Here is a 20,485-nt window from a genome sequence, read left to right as displayed (position 1 = left end):
CTATCGTCGTTGCATTCGCTTCACTTGTCTTGCGTAATTACCATTACGCGGCGACGTCGTTCATCTCATGCGCCTAGATAGCCATCGAAATCTATTAAATTGTAAATGGTATTAAACCATCTGAGAGTCTTTACAGATCTCTCAAAACCAAACAATGATAAGTATGTAAGTACAGCTAGCGCTTATGCTACGTCTACTTACTCGCCAAAGTGTCGACCTAAGTGACATCCAAGCTCTTGGCTCGGTGTATGTCTCCCTAGAAAGGAGGTGATCCAGCCGCACCTTCCGATACGGCTACCTTGTTACGACTTCACCCCAATCATCGACTTTACCTTAGACGGCTGGCTCCCGAAGGTTACCCCACCGGCTTTGGGCACTTCCGACTTTCGTGGTGTGACGGGCGGTGTGTACAAGGCCCGGGAACGTATTCACCGCAGTATGCTGACCTGCGATTACTAGCGATTCCGACTTCACGTAGGCGAGTTGCAGCCTACGATCCGAACTGAGAGAGTGTTTCTCGGGTTTGCTCCATCTCGCGATCTCGCTTCCGTCTATTAACTCCCATTGTAGTACGTGTGTAGCCCAGGTCATAAGGGGCATGATGATTTGACGTCATCCCCGCCTTCCTCCGCATTGTCTGCGGCAGTCTCTCATGAGTTCCCACCCAAAGTGCTGGCAACATAAGATAGGGGTTGCGCTCGTTGCGGGACTTAACCCAACATCTCACGACACGAGCTGACGACAACCGTGCACCACCTGTTTTCTGGCTTCCGAAGAAGAGGAACCATCTCTGGTTCTGTCCATCAATGTCAAGACCTGGTAAGGTTCTTCGCGTTGCGTCGAATTAAACCACATACTCCACCGCTTGTGCGGGCCCCCGTCAATTCCTTTGAGTTTCAACCTTGCGGTCGTACTCCCCAGGCGGGGTACTTATTGCGTTAACTCCGGCACAGAAGGGGTCGATACCTCCTACACCTAGTACCCATCGTTTACGGCCAGGACTACCGGGGTATCTAATCCCGTTCGCTCCCCTGGCTTTCGCGCCTCAGCGTCAGTTTTCGTCCAGAAAGTCGCCTTCGCCACTGGTGTTCTTCCTAATATCTACGCATTTCACCGCTACACTAGGAATTCCACTTTCCTCTCCGATACTCTAGATCAGCAGTTTCCATCCCATCACGGGGTTAAGCCCCGAACTTTTAAGACAGACTAACTGATCCGCCTGCGCGCGCTTTACGCCCAATAATTCCGGACAACGCTTGCCACCTACGTATTACCGCGGCTGCTGGCACGTAGTTAGCCGTGGCTTTCTATTCCGGTACCGTCAATCCTTCTAACTGTTCGCAAGAAGGCCTTTCGTCCCGATTAACAGAGCTTTACAACCCGAAGGCCGTCATCACTCACGCGGCGTTGCTCCGTCAGACTTTCGTCCATTGCGGAAGATTCCCCACTGCTGCCTCCCGTAGGAGTCTGGGCCGTGTCTCAGTCCCAATGTGGCCGTTCATCCTCTCAGACCGGCTACTGATCATCGCCTTGGTGGGCCGTTACCCCTCCAACTAGCTAATCAGACGCAATCCCCTCCTTCAGTGATAGCTTATAAATAGAGGCCACCTTTCATCTTTCCTCGATGCCGAGGTTAGATCGTATGCGGTATTAGCAGTCGTTTCCAACTGTTGTCCCCCTCTGAAGGGCAGGTTGATTACGCGTTACTCACCCGTTCGCCACTAAGATTGATAGAAGCAAGCTTCCATCGCTCTTCGTTCGACTTGCATGTGTTAAGCACGCCGCCAGCGTTCGTCCTGAGCCAGGATCAAACTCTCCAAGATATCTTGAAGCTATTTGAATAGCTCATTATTTGTTGTCGTTACATTGAAGTAACTTTGAATTATGGTTGGTTTTGACTGTGTCAAAACCCGCACTCTGGCATATGTTCAATCATTATGATTGATTACCTATCATTGTTCAGTTTTCAAAGATCTGTACCAGTCTACACACTCTTTCTTCGAAGTGTTTCATCAACTGGCGACTTGATTATTCTATCAAGTTAAGCTCATTACGTCAAGTGCTTTTTTTAACTTTTAAGAATTTTTTTATACTTATCATTTGAGCTGTGTCCTAATGACTTGTATTAGTATAGCATAAATATAATAAACGTCAATATATAAAATTGCTACCTTATCATTTTCATCTTTCTTTCATTATTTTTTTAACATTCTATATATAATATCTCATTAGAACCCATTTTAACTTGTTAAATACTTCTTTATCCAATTTTTACCTTAAAATATCTATAGTTCTAAAGGAGTATATCTTTTTACCCATATATGATACAAAGCAAGTGCTATCACCATAACCAATGCAGTGAACATATATAAATATTGATAGCCCCACGCACTAGCTAATACTGCAAGTATAACCGATCCAGCACCGACACTTATATCTAAGGCTAGAAAATAAGTTGCTGTTGATACACCCGCACGCTCAATAGGAGCTGATTGTATAGCCAGCGCTTGGAATGCAGGTTGTGCTGCACCATAGCCTAACCCCAACAACGGAGCGGTGAATAGAATAGCTAATGGGGTTATAGCCAATCCCAATACAAATAAGCCTAGTATAAATACTCCTAATCCTGTATAGATAATAATTTTTGAACCATATCGAGCATATATTTTTCCTACTATGGGTCGACTAATAATAATCATCAACGCAAAAATAGCAAAGAAAGCACTTCCCCATATTCCTGCCCCCATGCTATTAAGTTCTATAGGTATAAAAACTAAAACACCAGAATAGGTAAACCCAATAAATAAGCCCATTAAAGCCCAAGGTAAACTTTTATTTTCTATAAACTGGGAAATATGCCAACCTTTATATGTTGATTGTTTAGGTAATGCTAACTCTTTTGATAAGGAAATAATATTACTTAAGACCATAGCGAATCCAGTCATAACCGTTAAAAATATGTACAATGCCATACTACCGTATGACGATAAAGCATATAGGCCGATAGCAGGTCCTAATACCATTGCTATATTTGAAAAGATAGCAAACATATTAACTCCCTCACCTTTTCGACTAGGAGGTAATACTAATACTGCTAGAGTAGCCATCACAGTTGTTCCAAGGGCAAACACAACACCATGTAACCCACGTAGTACGAAAATAGCCTCTAAGGATGTAGTAAAATTAAATAATCCCATAATAATGAAAAACAAGGCTGTTGATATTAATAGAACAATACGCTTATTAAAACCATCTATTAATCGTCCTGCAAAAATCCTACATAAAATTGTACCAATTTGAAAATATGTCATCGCTAAGCCCGCATCAAGATCACTGCCACCTAGCTCAGACGTAATTACAATTGGCAATGCCGCTACGAGAACATATTGAGTCATATATAAAATGCCACTACTAATACCATAATTAGTAAAAGCAGGGCTCCATAATCTATTTGAATCCATATTTGTATCTCCTTTTGTATCGTGTCACCTAGCCATTTTACGTCTCTATCTTATAGAATTCAAGAACAAGCCTTTTTTAAATTTATATAGTTAAAAATGACTATTATCTGTAAAATACCTATACCGTTTTACATAATAAAAGATAGCAAAATAAAAGAACCTCTCTAAAAATAAATCCAGAGAGGTTCTTATACTTTAATCATTAACACAATAATAATTTATAACTTATTATTGATTACGTACGTCATTTTTATTGCGGCTCTTCCACATAACCCACAAGGATGTAGCTACACAGATAGAGGAGTACGCACCGCTAGCAAAGCCGATAATCATGCAAAGAGCAAAGTTCTTTGTAGTATCTCCACCAAATAAATAAAGGGATACACAAGCAAACATAACTGTTGCCAATGTATAGAAACTACGATGAATACTTTGTGTAATAGATGCATTCGCAAGATCTGCAAATGTATCAGAACGCTTGTGAGTATGCGTATTTTCTCGAACACGGTCAAAGATAACTACGGATTCATTCATAGAGTAACCTACAACCGTAAGAATGGCAGCTAAGAAGGATGCATCAATCTCTAATTGGAAATAAGAGAAAACACCAAGAACCATAATCAAGTCATGAAAAATAGCAACGAGCGCAGAAATGGCAACCTTATATTCAAAACGATAAGAAATATATAGCGCTAATGCTGCGAATGCTATAACAAGATTTAATAACGCATGTTCTGTAACCTCAGAGCCAATTACAGCACCTACAGTTTCAATACGTTTAACTGTATTGTTACCAATAGATTTAGTCAAAGAATCAACAACAGCTGCACTTTCACTAGACTCAAGATTGCGTGTACGAATCATTACGTCTTCGCCAGCTGTATCACCAGTAGTATCACCGGAAAGCTGAATTTGTGCATTTTCAAGATTATATTCTTTTAGAACGTCACGAACTTGACTAACCTCTACAGGTTGATCAAATACAACTTCAACAATAGTACCACCAGTATAATCAATACCAAAGTTAAACCCTTTAGTAAATATGGAAATTAAGCTGATAATAACAAGTGTGGAGGAAATAGCAAACCACCAACGATGATGCTTAATTACGTCTAATGTCATTTGCGTTTACCTCCTTTCAACGATTTTGGTGCAAATGCGTCAGCACTTGTGCTTGGAGAGATATTCGCACCAAACCAGAATGGATGGTTCGTAAAGTTACAGTCAATAAGTAAGCGCAACAAGAAATGACTCACCGTAATCGCTGTAAACATACTTACAACAACGCCTACGCCTAAGCTGATAGCGAAGCCTTTTACAGGGCCAGAGCCTAAAATAGTTAAGATACCAGCTGTAATAATAACGGATACGTTCGCATCTGTAATTGTTGCTAAAGCACGACTGAAACCGGCTTCCATAGCTACACGCATGGACTTACCAGAGAACACCTCTTCTTTAAAACGTTCAAAGATAAGAATGTTCGCATCTACAGCAACACCCATAGACAAGATAATACCCGCGATACCTGGCAATGTCATAGTCGCATTAAAGCCTTTGCCTAATACGAGCAATAAGAGCATAACATATACAAGTAATGCAATATTAGCTACGATACCAGAAAAACGATATAAAATAACCAAGAAAATCATGATCATTGCAATACCAGCACTGAAGGCTACAACAGATTTATCCTTGGAGTCTTGACCCAAAGAAGGACCAACTGTACGCACTTCTAATACATTAATTTTAACAGGTAATGCACCGGAACGTAATAAAATAGCTAAGTCTTTAGCTTCTTCTAAACTTTGACTACCAGAGATAGTGGCTTTACCACCTGTAATTGCTTGTTGTACTACAGGATTAGTCAATTCTTTACCATCCAATGTAATGGCAATACGACGACCAATATTTTTAGATGTTAAATCAGCAAACTTCTTAGCCCCTTCATCACTTAATTCAATAGCAACGAGTGGTTGTTTATTTTGACCTAACTCTTCTTTCGCATCTTTTAAGTCATCACCAGTCATAACGGTTTGACCTTGGTCGTTTTTAAATTCCAAGACCGCAGTTTTACCGATACGTTTAATCGCTTCGTCAGGATCTTTTACACCTGGCAATTCAATGATAATACGACGAGCACCTTCACGTTGTACCAATGGTTCAGATAAACCCATTTCATTAATACGACGTTCTAAGATTTGCTTCGCCCGTTCCACTGCATCATTGTCAGCTGTACCAGTCGCAGAGTCCTCTGCTTCCAATACGATATGCGTACCACCTTGCAAGTCTAGGCCTTGTTTCAAAGAGCCTGCTAATGGTTGAATACAATACGCAAATAATCCAATGATGGCAGCAATGACTACTAAAAACTTGATAATAGCTTTACCGTTCAAAATAGTTGCTCCCTTCTGCTATACACAATGTATAATGCCTTGCTCTGTCACAATTTTACTCATTCGTTGGTCTAATGCTTCCATTGGGATTGGTGTTTCCCATAATTGTACAGTCCAACAAACGCCCATAAATGTACTTGGTGAAAGTTCCTTGAGAAATCGATCATAATACCCATTCCCCATTCCCATGCGACCACCTTGACGGTCAAAGCCAGCACCAGGCACTAAAATCAAATCCAAATCACACGGATCAATAATATCGTATGGCTCAGCAGGAATACGTATATTTAACACACCCTGAGTGATAGATTCTAGAGACTTAAGACGAACTGCAATCATAGTCGTCTTATCAGTACATACTGGAACGTATACAGATTTATCATGTTCTAAAGCATGACGAATCACATCGTCTAAATTGGCCTCTTTAGGCATCGCCAAATAGGCCATAATATTTTTTGCCGATATATACTCAGGACTATTGACGATTTGATTCGTCAATATCGACGTCCACTGCCTACAATCAGCAACGGATAAAGCAGCGCGCTGAGACTTACACGCCTGGCGCACTGCTTCCTTTGTATTCATTATTTTTCTTCCTTGTTTTTCTTAGACAGTACGTTAGCAACTGCTGTACGAGCAAATGTTAATTCAACTTTTTCAGATACCTGTACCTTGACTTTTTCATCATCAAGTTCAACAATTTCACCATAAATACCACCAATAGTAACGATTTTTTGGCCTTTTTTTAAGCTACCTAACAAACTAGCACGCTCTTTTTGTTGTTTCTTTTGTGGACGCCACAATAAAAAGTAAAAAATTACTACCATTAACAAAATAGGCCAGCTAGTTTGCAAGATTTGTTGAATATCTCCCATGTTATCCTCCTAGGTTAATAAATATGTATTTCTTTTCTAGTATAGCCACCTAATATAAATTTGACTAGACTTAATTACTATTTTTTAAAGCTATCCCAAAATTGCATTCTAAATTGCGGGAACCGATCTTCTAAGATAGCTTGTCTCATTTGACGCATAAACTCTAATAAGAAATAGAGATTATGATACGTTACAAGGCGTAATGCCAAAATCTCTTCTGCCTTATATAAGTGACGAATATATGCACGGGAATAATTTTTACATGTATAACATTGGCAACCTTCTTCTAAAGGGCCCCAATCATGAGCAAATTGAGCATTTCGAATATTAAGGCGACCATTCCAGGTCATGGCCATCCCATTTCGAGCAACACGAGTTGGATATACACAATCAAACATATCAACTCCACGTGCTACACCTTCTACCAGACAATCTGCGGTGCCAACGCCCATCAAATAACGAGCCTTGTTAGTTGGCAATAATGGCGTAGTATATTCTAAGATTTCATTCATTAAATCATGAGGTTCCCCAACGGATAAACCGCCGATGCTATAACCTTCAAAATCCATAGCTACAAGTTCTTCCGCACTTTGTTTGCGCAAGTCTTTGTACATGCCACCTTGAACGATACCAAACATGCCTTGGCGGTCATGAGCTTTACGAGACTCTTGGCAACGATGCGCCCAACGCGTGGTACGCGCCGTAGAGCGTTTCGCATAATCATGATCCGCGGGATACGGAATACATTCGTCAAAAGCCATCGCAATATCAGAACCTAATTGTTCTTGTACCTTTGTAGCCACTTCAGGAGATAGAAACTGTTTTGATCCATCAATGTGGGATCTAAATGTAACACCATCCTCAGTAATTTTGCGCATATCGCCTAAACTAAACACTTGGAATCCACCACTATCAGTAAGAATCGCTTGATCCCAATTCATAAATTTATGTAGGCCCCCAGCCTCTTCTATAAGCTCCGGCCCTGGGCGAAGAAATAAATGATAGGTATTACTCAAAATAACTTGAGAACCCATAGCCTTTAGTTCTTCTGGTGTCATAGTTTTAACTGTCGCTTGCGTGCCTACAGGCATAAACATCGGTGTTTGAAAGGTACCATGTGGCGTATGCAATAAACCTGCCCGTGCCCCCGTATGAGGACATGTCTTTTGTAATTCATAAGTAATACTCGGCATAGTCCCTCCTAACGTATAAACATAGCATCGCCGAAGCTAAAGAAACGATAACGTTCTTTAACAGCTTCTTCGTAGGCCGCCAAACAGTGTTCACGACCAGCTAGTGCACTAATCAACATTAACAATGTAGATTGAGGCAAGTGAAAATTCGTTACCAACGCATCAATCATCTTAAATTTATAGCCAGGATAGATAAAAATTTGAGTCCAACCACTCATACCTTGTAATACACCATCATCATTCGTAGCAGACTCGAGTGTACGTACAGATGTAGTACCTACCGCAATAATACGGCGTCCGTTTCTCTTAGCTGCATTAATACGGTCAGCGGTTTCTTGAGATACAACGAAGAACTCACTATGCATCTCATGATCTTCAATAGTCTCTGCCGATACAGGTCTAAAGGTGCCAAGTCCAACATGTAAGGTTACAAACTCAAGCTCTACACCTTTAGCTTTAATCTTTTCTAAGAGGTCAGGTGTAAAGTGAAGTCCTGCAGTTGGTGCCGCAGCAGAGCCTTTTTCCTTAGCATATACCGTTTGATAACGGTCTTTATCTTCTAACTTTTCATGAATGTATGGAGGTAATGGCATTTCACCAATTTCTTGAATCACATCATCAAACACACCATTGCAAGTGAACTCAATGATACGACCTCCAAATTCAGTCTTATCAATCACAATCCCTCTCAGGCGGTCATCAAACTCAATAACTTGACCAACAGGACACTTTTTACCAGGTTTAACAAGGCATTCCCATCGATTTTCACCACATGGTGTGAGTAGAAGTACCTCTACTTTACCACCAGAGCCTTGTCGATGACCATATAATCTCGCAGGGATAACCTTCGTATTATTAAATACGAGTACATCACCTTCGTGAAGTTCTTCAAGCAAATCGTAAAAATGCTCTTTATGACTAACTTTACCACTTACCTTATCCAAGGTTAAAAGCCGTGCTGTATCACGAGGCTCTATGGGATGTTGAGCAATCAGTTCCTCTGGCAATTCATAATCAAAATCTGTAACTTTCATCGTTATCCTTATTAATACATTTTCTTCAATGTAATGCCACTATAGTAGTGACGCAAAATAGTTTGGTAATAATTTGTGTCTCCAGGGTTAGCACGCTTTGCCATTTCTGCAGCGCCCCATTGAGACATACCAAGACCATGTCCCCAACCGTGGCCTTTAATATAGACAGTATCATTCTTTCCAGTAAAGTTATGATAGGCCTTACCCGTACCTTTAGCAGGATTATGATTTACGTAGAAATCAAATAGTGTAGATTTTAAACCTAAAATACTACGCAATGCATCACCGTCTACAGTAGTTTTTCCAGAGGTGCCTATGAAAGTTGCACTCTTAATGCGACCAGATACACCACGGTCAGATGTTTGTTGCCCTGGTTTACCAAGAGGGGTCAACTGAATGCTCTTCAATTTACCTACCCCTTTGCTTGCCGCATTAAGCTTACTTTCAAGAGCTTGACGAGAGGTAGTAACAGTCCAATTCGATGTAGATGTACCAGTACTAAAGTCTTTTACCCCTTTCAAGTATGGCACATCACTTCCCCAAACATTTACACTATCCTCTGTATAGCCACCGCCATCAGAATGGAATAAGGCATTAATAGGACGTTGATCATAAAGCATAACTACGCCTTTAGTTTTATTTACTGCATTTGTGGTAGCTTGAGATTCACCACTCACACCACTGTATACTTGATGATCCGTGGAATTACTCACATCGTAGAATTTACCTTTATTTTGTTCCATCGTATGAAGAGCATAAGTACGAGCTGCTACGGCTTGTGCCTCTAATGCAGCAGCCGGCCAAGACGGTACTACCTCTTGTGGGACAACACCATACAGGTAATCCTCAAGGGGCACAGAATTAATGACCATCATGGTTCCATTATTGGCACGTAATGTTAAACCGCCACGATAACCTTTACCTTCGAACAAGAATGGTGCATCACCATTCGCAGGCTTCAATGTAACCACACTATCAATAGCCTTTCCATTTACAGCAATCTTGCCGCCGCGAACGCCAATAGATGTACCACGATTAGCACTGATTGTGCTAACTTGACCATTACCGCTGTTCAATACAACCATATTAGCTGTAGATGTAACAGTAGCATCGGAGCTACGACTACCTAGTAGAACACGTACATTTGGCATGTTTTCTTTACGTTCTGTAGCAGGCGTCACTACGGAGCCCACTTTGTTGCGAGTAATAACTGCTGTATTGGCTTGAATGCTATTCACATCCGTTGTTTTTACTACCTTTTTAGTAGCTGTTTTTTCAGTAGCTCTTTTTTGTGCTACAGGTTTATCACCAGTAACTGCAGGTTTAGTAGCTGGCTTTGCAGTAGCAGAAGCCGCAGGTTTTGTAGCCGTTGTAGCTTTACTTGTAGCAGCTGATTTCGTAGCTGTTGCATTAGTACTAGATTTTGCAGTACTAGTTGATTTTGTTGCACTAACTGGTTTAGCCATCGTTACCGGCTTTGTAGCTGTAGCAGGCTTTGCTACATTAACCGGTTTTGCACTAGGTTTAACCACCGTAGATGTAGCAGTTGACTTAAAAACCGTTTTAGTTGTTGCGACCGGCTTTGCAACTGGTTTAGTAGCAAGTGGACGAAAACTAGATTTCTTCGTCGTATTTACTTTCGATGCAGTTGTATTAGATACTGTTGATTTTGGCGTTGGCTTTTTCGTTACCACTGCACTTTTATTTTGCAGCGTCGCTCCATGTGCTATAGAAGCACCACCAATGTTTACACCTAAAAATAAAGTGACCATTATCATTAATTGTAATCGTTTCGTTTTCATTGTTATTTCCCTGTCTGTGAAATACCTAAATGCTCATAGGCTAATTTAGTAGCTACCCTCCCACGCGGTGTGCGTCCTAAAAATCCTAATTGCATCAAATATGGTTCATACACATCTTCGATGGTATCTCTCTCTTCGCTGATGGCCGCCGCAATGGTATCAATCCCTACAGGACCGCCATCATATTTTTCAATAATACATTCCAACACACGTCGATCAATTCGATCAAGTCCCATTTTATCTACATATAAACGTTGTAATGCTTCATCTGCAATTTCTTGAGTGATAACCCCATCACCAATGACTTGTGCAAAGTCGCGTACCCGTTTAAGCAGACGATTTGCGATACGCGGTGTTCCTCTTGAACGACGCGCAATTTCGCTTGCCCCAGTCGGCACAATACCAATATTAAGTATTTCTGCGGCTCGAGACACAATAAATTCTAACTCTGGCTGTTTATAATATTCCAACCGATTAATAATACCAAATCGGTCCCGTAATGGAGCTGCCAAAGCACCCGCTCGAGTCGTGGCACCTACCAAAGTAAATTTTGGCAAGTCAATACGCACAGTTCGAGCACTTGGGCCCTTACCGATGATAATATCAATAGCATAATCTTCCATAGCAGAGTACAACACTTCCTCTACGCTACGAGACAAGCGATGAATCTCATCGATAAATAATACATCATGATCATCTAAATTTGTTAAAATCGCAGCCAAATCACCAGACTTTTCAATAGCAGGACCAGAAGTTATGCGAAAATTAACACCCAATTCATTCGCAATAATTCCTGCTAATGTTGTCTTACCAAGACCTGGAGGCCCATAGAGAAGCACGTGATCCAATGCTTCACCACGTTGCTTTGCAGCCTGAATATACACATTTAGATTGCCTTTAGCCTCTTCTTGCCCTACATACTCATTAAAGAACTTAGGTCGAAGGCTATATTGCCATATATCCTCTTCGTGCTCGCCATTGCCGACAAGGCGTACTTCTTCATTCATCCTTATCGTCCTTTCCCAAGCTCAATCAAGCTGACTTTTATCAACTCAGATACATCACGCTTACCATCATCTAAAGACTCAACAATATCAGCCACATCTCGCTCGGAGTATCCTAATGATACGAGAGCTTCAATAGCCTCCCCTGCGGCACCACTAGCAGTGACACCAATAGGCTGAATAGCCGCAGGTGATTCTGCAGAAATATGTGTCATCTTAGCAATCTTATCCTTCAGTTCTAAAACAAGTCGCTCCGCAGACTTCTTACCAATGCCAGGTAACTTAGTTAATTGCTGTACCTGTCCATTGATAATCGCTAATTTGAAAGCCTCAGGTGTCATGCCTGACAAGATGCCAAGCCCCACCTTGGGCCCGATACCAGAAACAGAAATGAGGAGTATAAACAACTCATATTCTTCTTCCGTCCAAAAGCCATAAAGTTGCATTGCATCTTCTCGTACATTAAGATACGTGAATAGCGTCGCCTCATGGCCCTCTGTCAGCTGTTGACGCGTAGTGGTCGGCACATATACGCGATACCCTACGCCATGTACATCAACATAGCACGATTCTTTAAAAAGATGTGTTACGATACCTCGCACATACCCTATCATTATACCAACCTCTTTAATCTATCATTGTGAGAACTATGAGCCGTACAGATAGCAACAGCTAATGCATCTGCCGTATCATCAGGCTTAATTTTCTCACGAATCCCCAAAATATTCATCGTCATATAAATGACCTGATTCTTATCAGCTTTACCATAACCTGTGACAGCTTGTTTAATTTGTAATGGTGTATATTCATAAATAGGAATCCGTTGTTGTTCAGCAGCTAATAAAATAACACCACGTGCTTGCCCTACCTTAATGGCTGTTGTTACATTACGGTTAAAAAATAATTCCTCCACACCGAACTTATCAGGCCTATATTCCTCCAATAAATCACTAAGATCATTAAATAGAATTTCCAGTCGCTGTGAATCAGTTAATTCCTTAGGAGTTGTAATAGCCCCATAGGCTACTGGTGTTAGTTTACTACCCTTCACGTCAATAATGCCGTATCCGCATATAGCCGTACCTGGGTCAATTCCTATAATTCGCACCCCAACCCCCTTAGTTTAAAAATGAGATAAGCTGCCGCCTACCTCCATTACATAATCTATTTTATTATAGCATAATTTCACATCGAAGTTCATGAATTCCCCTATGAATTATATATGAGACATATTAATTTTCTTAACTTTAATAAATATCCGAGTTTAATTTCAATAGAAAAGGAGCACCCCATAGAGTGCCCCCTTTATTATTATTCTTCTTCATCGTCCGGCAAAATACCATTATGATATACGTTTTGTACATCATCAAGATCATCCAATACGTCAAGCATTTTCTGCATTTTTACAGCATCATCACCAGTCAACTCAATTGTTGTATCTGGAATCATCGTGATTTTAGCTACTACAGTTTCGATACCCGCATCAGCAAGCGCTGCTTCTACCGCATCAAAATCCTCTGGTGTTGTATAAATTTCAAATACATCATCTTCAGACTTAAGGTCTTCTGCTCCAGCTTCAAGAGCTAGCATAGTTACCTCATCTTCATCATGACCTTCTTTATCGATAACAAATACGCCTTTAGATTTGAACATCCAGCCTACACAGCCGCTTTCACCAAGATTACCACCTTGTTTAGAGAATGCATGGCGCACGTCTGCAGCAGCACGATTACGATTATCAGTCATCACCTCAACAGTAACGGCAACACCGGCAGGGCCATAACCTTCGTATACGATTTCTTCATATGCATTCATGTCCGTAGCACCGATACCTTTGTCGATAGCACGTTGAATGTTATCCTTAGGGATATTATTTTCACGAGCTTTTTGCAAAGCCAATTTCAAACGCATATTACCAGTTGGATCTGCACCACCCATGCGTGCTGCAACGGTAATTTCACGACTGATTTTTGTAGCCAATTTAGCTTTTAATGCATCGGTTTTACCTTTTTTATGTTTAATATTTGCCCATTTAGAATGTCCTGACATAGACGCCTCCTATTTATTCCACCATGCTTCGCCCCGCAGCCGATCTAAGATGATTGATACGGCGCTACGCACGGATAAATGATTGTATTCACCATGGCCATATATAGGTTCTAAAATATAGTCAAAGCTTTCCATCGTTTCTTTTGTCATACCATAACCGGTACCAAATAATACTAACACAGGGTGCCCCTCATTTTCAAGGTGTTCACGCATCCGTGCATAGGAAATTGTATTATCATAAGTTCTAGCATCGGTAGTTGCTACGATAGGTTTTACCCCTTCCAGTTCCTCGATAGTACGCACCGCAACAGCGATAGAATTAACGAGTTCAACGCCTGTGAAAGCATCTTTTCTGTCCGGATTATAGGTACTACCAAAGCCTGACTTCCAATGTTCCATAATAGTGGCTGCTAACTCTCGTTGAGCCGGTATATTGTGAATCACAAAATATTTAGACACATCATAGGTAATAGACGCTCGTGCAATATCATGAATATCATAATTTGTAATGGCCGTCGTAATGACCTCTTTATGCTTGTTCATAATCGGATAATGAACAAGTCCGATATATAAATTAGCCAATACTATATCTCCTAAATTCTAAACTAACCTTCATTAACATGCATTGCCATCATATCCATTACGAAGCACTAGACCGTGCGCCAGCACTACCAAATCCAGACTTCTGTCCTATGGAAGACGCCTTTTTACTTCTATTGCGTTCATAAGTTCTATAAAAGCTCCGCCCCATAGCGCTATGTACATTCGACCCTGATGCGGTATATACATAGGGCTCCTCATACGTTTGTAATGGTGCTGCTATGCGATATGTCATGGTTCGTCCATCCATGCGTGCAGTAGGTGGATTAAAACCGTGAAATATATAATATCCTGCAGCAATACTTGGTAAGAGCCCTGCTAGCCCCGCATCCCACACCAAATTGCCACTATTATCTCGGTGAAAGGTAACGGATCGATTATCGTCGTATAAGGCTGTTTCTTTACCATCACCATGATTTAATAAAGAATATCGGTTTCCTTGGTTATCCTTTAATCGAACCTCCCCTTCATTTGCTTCTGGGTAAACCTTGTCGCACACAGCATAGGAGATATCATTCCAGTAGGAATATACACCTACAAGACCAGCAACGGCAGCGAAAGCACCTGTAAGGTATATGGTTTTCTTACTTGGCTTATACATAGAACACTCCCTTAGTGCACAGCACCGCTAATAACAAGGGCAAGACCTACGAAGATGCCAAACACAAGAATGCCTGCCGCTGTATTACCGCGTATAATTTCTTCGGACAATTTATATTTACGATGCCAAATATTGATAAACATATAGCCTGTCACAAATAATATAATACCAAGCACAGCATATATAACACTGGCTACGATACCATATAACAAGGAAGTATCAGCTGTAGTCACGGCTGGTGACATGATAACAGCGCGCAAAATTTCACCGATACCGATAAATGATCCCGCTGAAAGCCACGCCACAGCACAATTACCACGCTTAATTTCTTCACTAAATTTACCAGGTACGAAGAAATCGATAACCGTATTCGCCGTTAACATCAGTATAATGCCAAAGCAAGCATAAAAAATTGTCAATAATACATCTGGTATATAAATCATAATAAGCCTCCTAATAATATAATTTTGTATTGGATGTGTTGCCAGAATTGGTAGTAGGATACAATCGTTCGCGTCCCGTATTATCCCCTAGGCGAACCATGGTCGCATAGTTATCGAGTATATGAGAGCTGATTAATGTACGATCAATAATTTTCCAATCCTCTTGTGTCAATTTTGATTGTTCACATACCTTAACCTTAGTTTGTCCATCCGTATTGGTAATGATATACACCAAGTCCCCAGAATAAAATACAATAACTTCATGTCCCTCTTCTAAGTTATCCCGCTCATTCTTAATATCACCATTCACAGAATCAATCAAGTCTAATGCGGTGCTAACAGGATCTAGTGTAGACGTGTATACATAGTCACTATCCGAATCTGTTTTTGTATAATATGCAGATGTGTCATGCATATGTTCTTTTGCCGTATAAGGCACTCCAAACATAGCGCGTATACTATGCCAAGACAAATCATTGTCCGACCAAAACAGAAATAGTAAAAATAGTACAGTATACCCCACACCAACAGCAATAGATCCAAACCTCTTTTTCATAAATTTGTTACGCATCTTTTGCTTAATGGCTTGAGCAGCTGCATCATTACAAAGGCGAATATTCACTAAAGGCACTCGTGACCCTTCGGCAAACATTTTTTTACCTTCAAACCACTCTTCTTCAAAGAATACACTAGCACCACCTTCACAAGGCAGCTGATATTCTCGATATCCTGCGCGGTCCCCTACGGAGGCACCACTTTCACCATCGACATCGACAACCTTTTCTAATCCGATTTGATGTAATGTAAAACCCTTACCTGGCCGTGTATGATAGGATGTTCTAGATACGGTACACCATTCATTATCATTATACTCAATAGTTAACCATATCTTATCAATTCCCTCAACAGCCTCCAGTCCATATTCATGCCAATAATCACCTGGTGATTTTGTCATAGACGGCTGGCCCCTATAGGATTGTTCCTTATCTGCTTTTGGAATAATCTCTATGTATTTAATTTTCTCAGTGATTACATAGCGGCTGCCATGAACCTCTAAGACATCATAACAATTAAACTCCATACACACCCTCGCTAAAGTAGACATAAGCACGACTGCTGCTAAATACACCTATTATCATTCGTTTGCTCATACTATATGGTCACAAATTTCATAGTATTTCGCTTACTCTATTAATAATGGTACAAAGTATGCTTCTGTACCAGCTATCTCTTCCGGAGAAAAACGGCATCCTACCGCGGAAGCTTGATCACCAAGCATAAAACAGGATAAAGTTAAAAATCCATCTTTCACTCCACAATCCACTGTATGAGTAAAATGTTTCTGCTGTATAAAATCTTGATACATAACCTTTTTACTATCGCGACAAATGATATCGTCATAGTTATCAACTAGCTTTTCCATATAAAGCTCAGATGTATCACCACGCTTTTGAACAACTTGTACATGCTTTCCTTCACGCCCCCAAATCTCCTTTTGAATATAAAGGCCATCATCAAGAGAGGAAAAATCATTTTCAAAATAGGATGGTGCCAAATATCGTTCGATTATATCTCGATCTGGTTTCGTAAAAAATTGATCTGTTAAATACAATGCATATACTAAGGACATAAAGGATTTATTTTGTAAAATAATTGCCTCTGGCGGATTAAAAAGAGCAAATGTATTATCCTCGTAAAGATCTAAGAACATCTCACCCAAAGGTTCATCATCAAGCGTCCTCTCATCAATCAAAAGCTCCATGGGATGTAATCGATACAATAGGGTCGCATGACTACCATCTGCTAAAGGAATGCCCTCATCATCAATCTTCATATCATAAAAGGATATAAAGCGCGTGTCAGCCTCAGGGCAGGCTGTTTTTAGCTCATTCATAAGAAACTGTGTTGTTCCATAATCTTCAAAATAATCATGAAAGCAGGAGAATACAAAGGGATCCTTAGGTAGTCTTTCTCTATTTGCCAGCATAGACTTATATTGATTTCTACCATACTTAGCTGATAAAACAGCATCATACATGCGCTTTAAAAATGTATGTAATTCTTTTCGGCATTCTTTATTAGGATGTTTTCGTCCTACATAATTAGCTGCAACTTCATTAGCATAATAGCTCTCAATAAGAAAACACGGCGTATCTGCATTAAGTTCTACCATGCGCAAATTGCCATTTACATCAAGAACAAAATCAAAGCGAGATAACCACGTTGGTAAACCTAAGGCATTCGACTTATGTAAGTATGGAATTAAATTGTCTGGCATATCCATGTTTCGTGCAAAATCATCTGGGGCCATTTGAAATACTTTTGCAGCTTTACAAAATATTTGAAATAATCTACGTGAAACATGACGAATTTCATCGTAAAAGTCGGATGAAAAGGCCTGCATAGACAAGGAAGGATACCGATCATCATACCCTTCATATTCCACGAAATTAAATATATTTCTATCAAGCTCATCAATATAGGATTTCATTGTTCATCCTTTCATTAAGAGGCACCGCTCGAAGTTCTAGCCCCTACACTACCAAAGCCATACTTTTCACCAATTCTATGTGCCCGACTACTCGTTTTAGTATTGTAACGATTTCTAGTCATCTCATTAATAGTCCTAGCCACTCTTGCACTATTAGATTTGCTATCGTCTGTATTTGCATCAAAAGATGTAAGTGGCGATGTAGCACGATAGGTCATACTGGGTGCATCCATATATGCCGTTGGAGCTGAAAAGCCATGGAACGCATAGTAACCTACCGCCAAAGTTGGAATCAAACTGGCTAAGCCTGCATCCCATATAATATTTCCTTTCTCATCACGATGAAAGGTAACAGATTTTTCTGCATCATCATAGAGCGCAGTTTCTTTTCCATCACCGTGATTAATCAAGGTATAGCTTTTACCTTCATCATCAACGAGCCGTACTTCACCATTATTTAATTCTGGTTTGACCATATCACATAGAGCATAGCTAACATCGTCCCAATACGAATAAGCGCCTACTAGAGCTGCTATAGATGTAAAGGCTATGGCTATGTAAACAGTATTCTTACTTGGTTCATACATATAAATTCCTTCGTTTGATTTCGTAACTGAAATCAATACTATATCAATCTTTTATTATATTTGATAACGTCTTACGACCCTGCTTATTCTTTAACTCCACCATATACGCATATCGTAACAATATTTCACTGTCATTTCTAATAGTCGCTATACGCCTATCCTCCGAATCTGACAAGTTTTTTAATTGCCCCACTTCAACATACGTAGTGCCATTAACCACACTAATAACAGATACATCTTTAGTCGTATAAATGACAATCCACTGCTCAGGGGACTTAGTATCTTGTTTAATGGTATAAACCTTGCCATACACAGCATCGATAAGATCGATAGCCGTTGCATTTGGATCTTGCTTTGACGTATATACCATCAAACCGTCTTTTGTACCTTGCGGTTCATAATAATAGGAATCTTTAATGCGCTCTTCCATGGTATATGGGAATCCTACTTCATCACGTAATTCATGCCAAGACATATCTCCTATAAACAAATATCCCAAAAAGAATAAAATGATTCCCCAACTCAGACCCAATCGTGTCCATTCTTTTCTGCGAGCTGCATTACGAATCTTTTTACTCGCTGTTTGAGCAGCCTGATCTCGCCGTCGATGTACATCAGACAAACGAATCCTCTCACCTTGAGCTTGGTCCGTCAAACCACCATGCCAGCCCTCAATAAAGAATACATAGGTTTTATCCTTTTTAATTGATCTATATTCTTTATAATCTGCTTCGTCGCCACTTCTAGCCTTCGATTGTCCCTCCACAGCTACGACACGTTCTATACCTTTATCATGTAATCTATATCCTGCAGGAGGGGTTGAACGTAAAACTGTTTCAGAAAAAGTGCAATATTCTTTTTCACCGTTTACAATGGTAAGCCATTTTTTATCCGTCCCATTAACGGGCATAAGACCATATTCGGTCCAAGACTGAGCTCCTTTGGAAACACCCAGTTCTTTTTTATAATTTTCATCATTAAGGTCATAACGTATTGTTTTATCAACGATAAACTCTTGATAAGAAATGACCTCCCCGACTACATATCGTTTTCCCTGAATCTCTACAACATCATAACACTTAAATTTCATAGCCTAGACTCTTCTGCAACAATTTCTTTTAACAGTTTAACTTCCTCTTTTGTTAATGGTCGTTCTAATAAGTCAGGCCGTAATAATCGTGTTCTTTTTAGTGCTTCCTTTTGACGCCATGCGGCAATATTTTTATGATGACCACTACGCAATACATCTGGAACAGTCCAACCTCTAAATTCTGGTGGTTTTGTATATTGTGGGCATTCTAAAAGTGACTCATAAAAAGAATCCTCTTGTGCCCCACTAGCCGCACCTAATACACCAGGTATCATGCGAGCCACTGCATCAGTAACTACCATAGCTGGCAACTCACCACCGGTCAATACATAATCACCAATAGAAATCGTTTCATCTACAAGATGTTTCTCTACGCGATAATCTACACCTTCATAATGACCACAAATAAGGACCACTTGATCATAGCTAGCCAATTCACGAGCCTTCTCCTGTGTGAAAGGCTGTCCTGTAGGTCCCATAAAGATAATACGACGTCGTATACTTTCATTAGGATTACCAATAAGACTCATTTCATCACACATCTCATCTGTGGTATAAGTATCATTAATATCACTATCATATTGAGCAATAACGGATTCTACAGCTTCAAAAATAGGAGGTGCCATCATGAGCATACCAGCCCCACCACCATATGGTGTATCATCTACTTGACCATGCTTATTATGGCTAAAATCTCGAGGATTCGTTACATCTACAGATAGACGTTTTGCCTCGATAGCTCGTTTTATGATGGAATGATTAAAAAACGCATCAAAAAACTCTGGAAATAAAGATACAATATCAATACGCATATACCGTCCCCTGTACTTATTAACTCACATTAACTCATTAGTATTATCTA

At 40.2% G+C, this 20,485-nt stretch carries 20 protein-coding genes and 1 rRNA gene; all 21 read right to left on the bottom strand.

The features are described 5' to 3' along the window. Positions 1-260: 260 nt before the first annotated feature. A 16S ribosomal RNA gene (locus VPAR_RS03035) occupies positions 261-1,823 on the bottom strand. A gap of 462 nt (positions 1,824-2,285) precedes the next feature. Then, entirely contained in the window at positions 2,286-3,461 is a 1,176-nt protein-coding gene (locus tag VPAR_RS03030; protein WP_012864118.1) for an MFS transporter, read from the bottom strand. A gap of 228 nt (positions 3,462-3,689) precedes the next feature. Beyond that, complete coding sequence (secF, locus tag VPAR_RS03025) at positions 3,690-4,583, bottom strand: protein translocase subunit SecF (RefSeq protein ID WP_004695602.1); 894 nt, start codon at positions 4,581-4,583, stop codon at positions 3,690-3,692. Further along, positions 4,580-5,854, bottom strand: a complete 1,275-nt coding sequence (gene secD / locus VPAR_RS03020) for a protein translocase subunit SecD (protein WP_012864117.1) — start codon at positions 5,852-5,854, stop codon at positions 4,580-4,582. The genes secF and secD overlap by 4 nt, the downstream gene beginning before the upstream one ends. A gap of 18 nt (positions 5,855-5,872) precedes the next feature. Beyond that, a complete protein-coding gene (locus tag VPAR_RS03015) occupies positions 5,873-6,439 on the bottom strand; it encodes a 5-formyltetrahydrofolate cyclo-ligase (protein ID WP_012864116.1) in 567 nt (188 codons plus the stop codon). After that, a complete protein-coding gene (yajC, locus tag VPAR_RS03010; protein ID WP_004695596.1) occupies positions 6,439-6,729 on the bottom strand; it encodes a preprotein translocase subunit YajC in 291 nt (96 codons plus the stop codon). The genes VPAR_RS03015 and yajC overlap by 1 nt, the downstream gene beginning before the upstream one ends. A gap of 77 nt (positions 6,730-6,806) precedes the next feature. Continuing rightward, positions 6,807-7,922 (bottom strand): tRNA guanosine(34) transglycosylase Tgt, encoded by a 1,116-nt coding sequence (gene tgt / locus VPAR_RS03005; RefSeq protein ID WP_012864115.1) that lies wholly within the window; start codon positions 7,920-7,922, stop codon positions 6,807-6,809. An 8-nt stretch (positions 7,923-7,930) separates the two neighbouring features. Further along, positions 7,931-8,956 carry a tRNA preQ1(34) S-adenosylmethionine ribosyltransferase-isomerase QueA gene (gene queA, locus VPAR_RS03000; RefSeq protein WP_012864114.1) on the bottom strand — a complete coding sequence of 342 codons (1,026 nt, stop codon included), beginning with the start codon at positions 8,954-8,956 and terminating at the stop codon, positions 7,931-7,933. Between the two features lie 11 nt (positions 8,957-8,967). After that, positions 8,968-10,758 carry a SpoIID/LytB domain-containing protein gene (locus VPAR_RS02995; protein ID WP_012864113.1) on the bottom strand — a complete coding sequence of 597 codons (1,791 nt, stop codon included), beginning with the start codon at positions 10,756-10,758 and terminating at the stop codon, positions 8,968-8,970. Between the two features lie 2 nt (positions 10,759-10,760). After that, positions 10,761-11,765, bottom strand: coding sequence for a Holliday junction branch migration DNA helicase RuvB (gene ruvB, locus VPAR_RS02990; protein WP_012864112.1), 1,005 nt, complete (start codon positions 11,763-11,765; stop codon positions 10,761-10,763). Positions 11,766-11,767: 2 nt separating this feature from the next. Further along, positions 11,768-12,376, bottom strand: a complete 609-nt coding sequence (ruvA, locus tag VPAR_RS02985; protein ID WP_012864111.1) for a Holliday junction branch migration protein RuvA — start codon at positions 12,374-12,376, stop codon at positions 11,768-11,770. Then, a complete protein-coding gene (gene ruvC, locus VPAR_RS02980) occupies positions 12,376-12,870 on the bottom strand; it encodes a crossover junction endodeoxyribonuclease RuvC (protein WP_004695586.1) in 495 nt (164 codons plus the stop codon). The genes ruvA and ruvC overlap by 1 nt, the downstream gene beginning before the upstream one ends. A 203-nt stretch (positions 12,871-13,073) precedes the next feature. Next, positions 13,074-13,811: a YebC/PmpR family DNA-binding transcriptional regulator gene (locus VPAR_RS02975; RefSeq protein ID WP_012864110.1), complete on the bottom strand. Its 738-nt coding sequence runs from the start codon at positions 13,809-13,811 to the stop codon at positions 13,074-13,076. A gap of 9 nt (positions 13,812-13,820) precedes the next feature. Beyond that, on the bottom strand, positions 13,821-14,393 hold the full coding sequence (locus VPAR_RS02970) for an RNA methyltransferase (protein ID WP_012864109.1): 573 nt from the start codon (positions 14,391-14,393) through the stop codon (positions 13,821-13,823). Positions 14,394-14,451: 58 nt separating this feature from the next. Continuing rightward, the gene (locus VPAR_RS02965; RefSeq protein ID WP_008603403.1) at positions 14,452-15,012 is read right to left on the bottom strand and encodes a hypothetical protein; all 561 of its coding nucleotides are present in this window, start codon (positions 15,010-15,012) and stop codon (positions 14,452-14,454) included. Between the two features lie 11 nt (positions 15,013-15,023). Then, on the bottom strand, positions 15,024-15,455 hold the full coding sequence (locus tag VPAR_RS02960; protein WP_012864108.1) for a DUF350 domain-containing protein: 432 nt from the start codon (positions 15,453-15,455) through the stop codon (positions 15,024-15,026). A 10-nt stretch (positions 15,456-15,465) separates the two neighbouring features. Further along, positions 15,466-16,536: a hypothetical protein gene (locus VPAR_RS02955; protein WP_012864107.1), complete on the bottom strand. Its 1,071-nt coding sequence runs from the start codon at positions 16,534-16,536 to the stop codon at positions 15,466-15,468. A gap of 102 nt (positions 16,537-16,638) precedes the next feature. Next, positions 16,639-17,946 (bottom strand): glutathionylspermidine synthase family protein, encoded by a 1,308-nt coding sequence (locus tag VPAR_RS02950; protein WP_012864106.1) that lies wholly within the window; start codon positions 17,944-17,946, stop codon positions 16,639-16,641. A gap of 14 nt (positions 17,947-17,960) precedes the next feature. Continuing rightward, entirely contained in the window at positions 17,961-18,533 is a 573-nt protein-coding gene (locus VPAR_RS02945) for a hypothetical protein (protein ID WP_012864105.1), read from the bottom strand. A gap of 43 nt (positions 18,534-18,576) precedes the next feature. Next, a complete protein-coding gene (locus VPAR_RS02940; RefSeq protein WP_012864104.1) occupies positions 18,577-19,623 on the bottom strand; it encodes a DUF4178 domain-containing protein in 1,047 nt (348 codons plus the stop codon). Further along, positions 19,620-20,435, bottom strand: a complete 816-nt coding sequence (trmD, locus tag VPAR_RS02935) for a tRNA (guanosine(37)-N1)-methyltransferase TrmD (protein ID WP_012864103.1) — start codon at positions 20,433-20,435, stop codon at positions 19,620-19,622. Before trmD ends, VPAR_RS02940 begins: the two co-directional genes overlap by 4 nt. Positions 20,436-20,485 lie beyond the last annotated feature (50 nt).

This window comes from Veillonella parvula DSM 2008 (assembly GCF_000024945.1).
Lineage (GTDB): Bacteria > Bacillota > Negativicutes > Veillonellales > Veillonellaceae > Veillonella > Veillonella parvula.
This window is presented reverse-complemented; position numbering and strand designations above follow the sequence as displayed.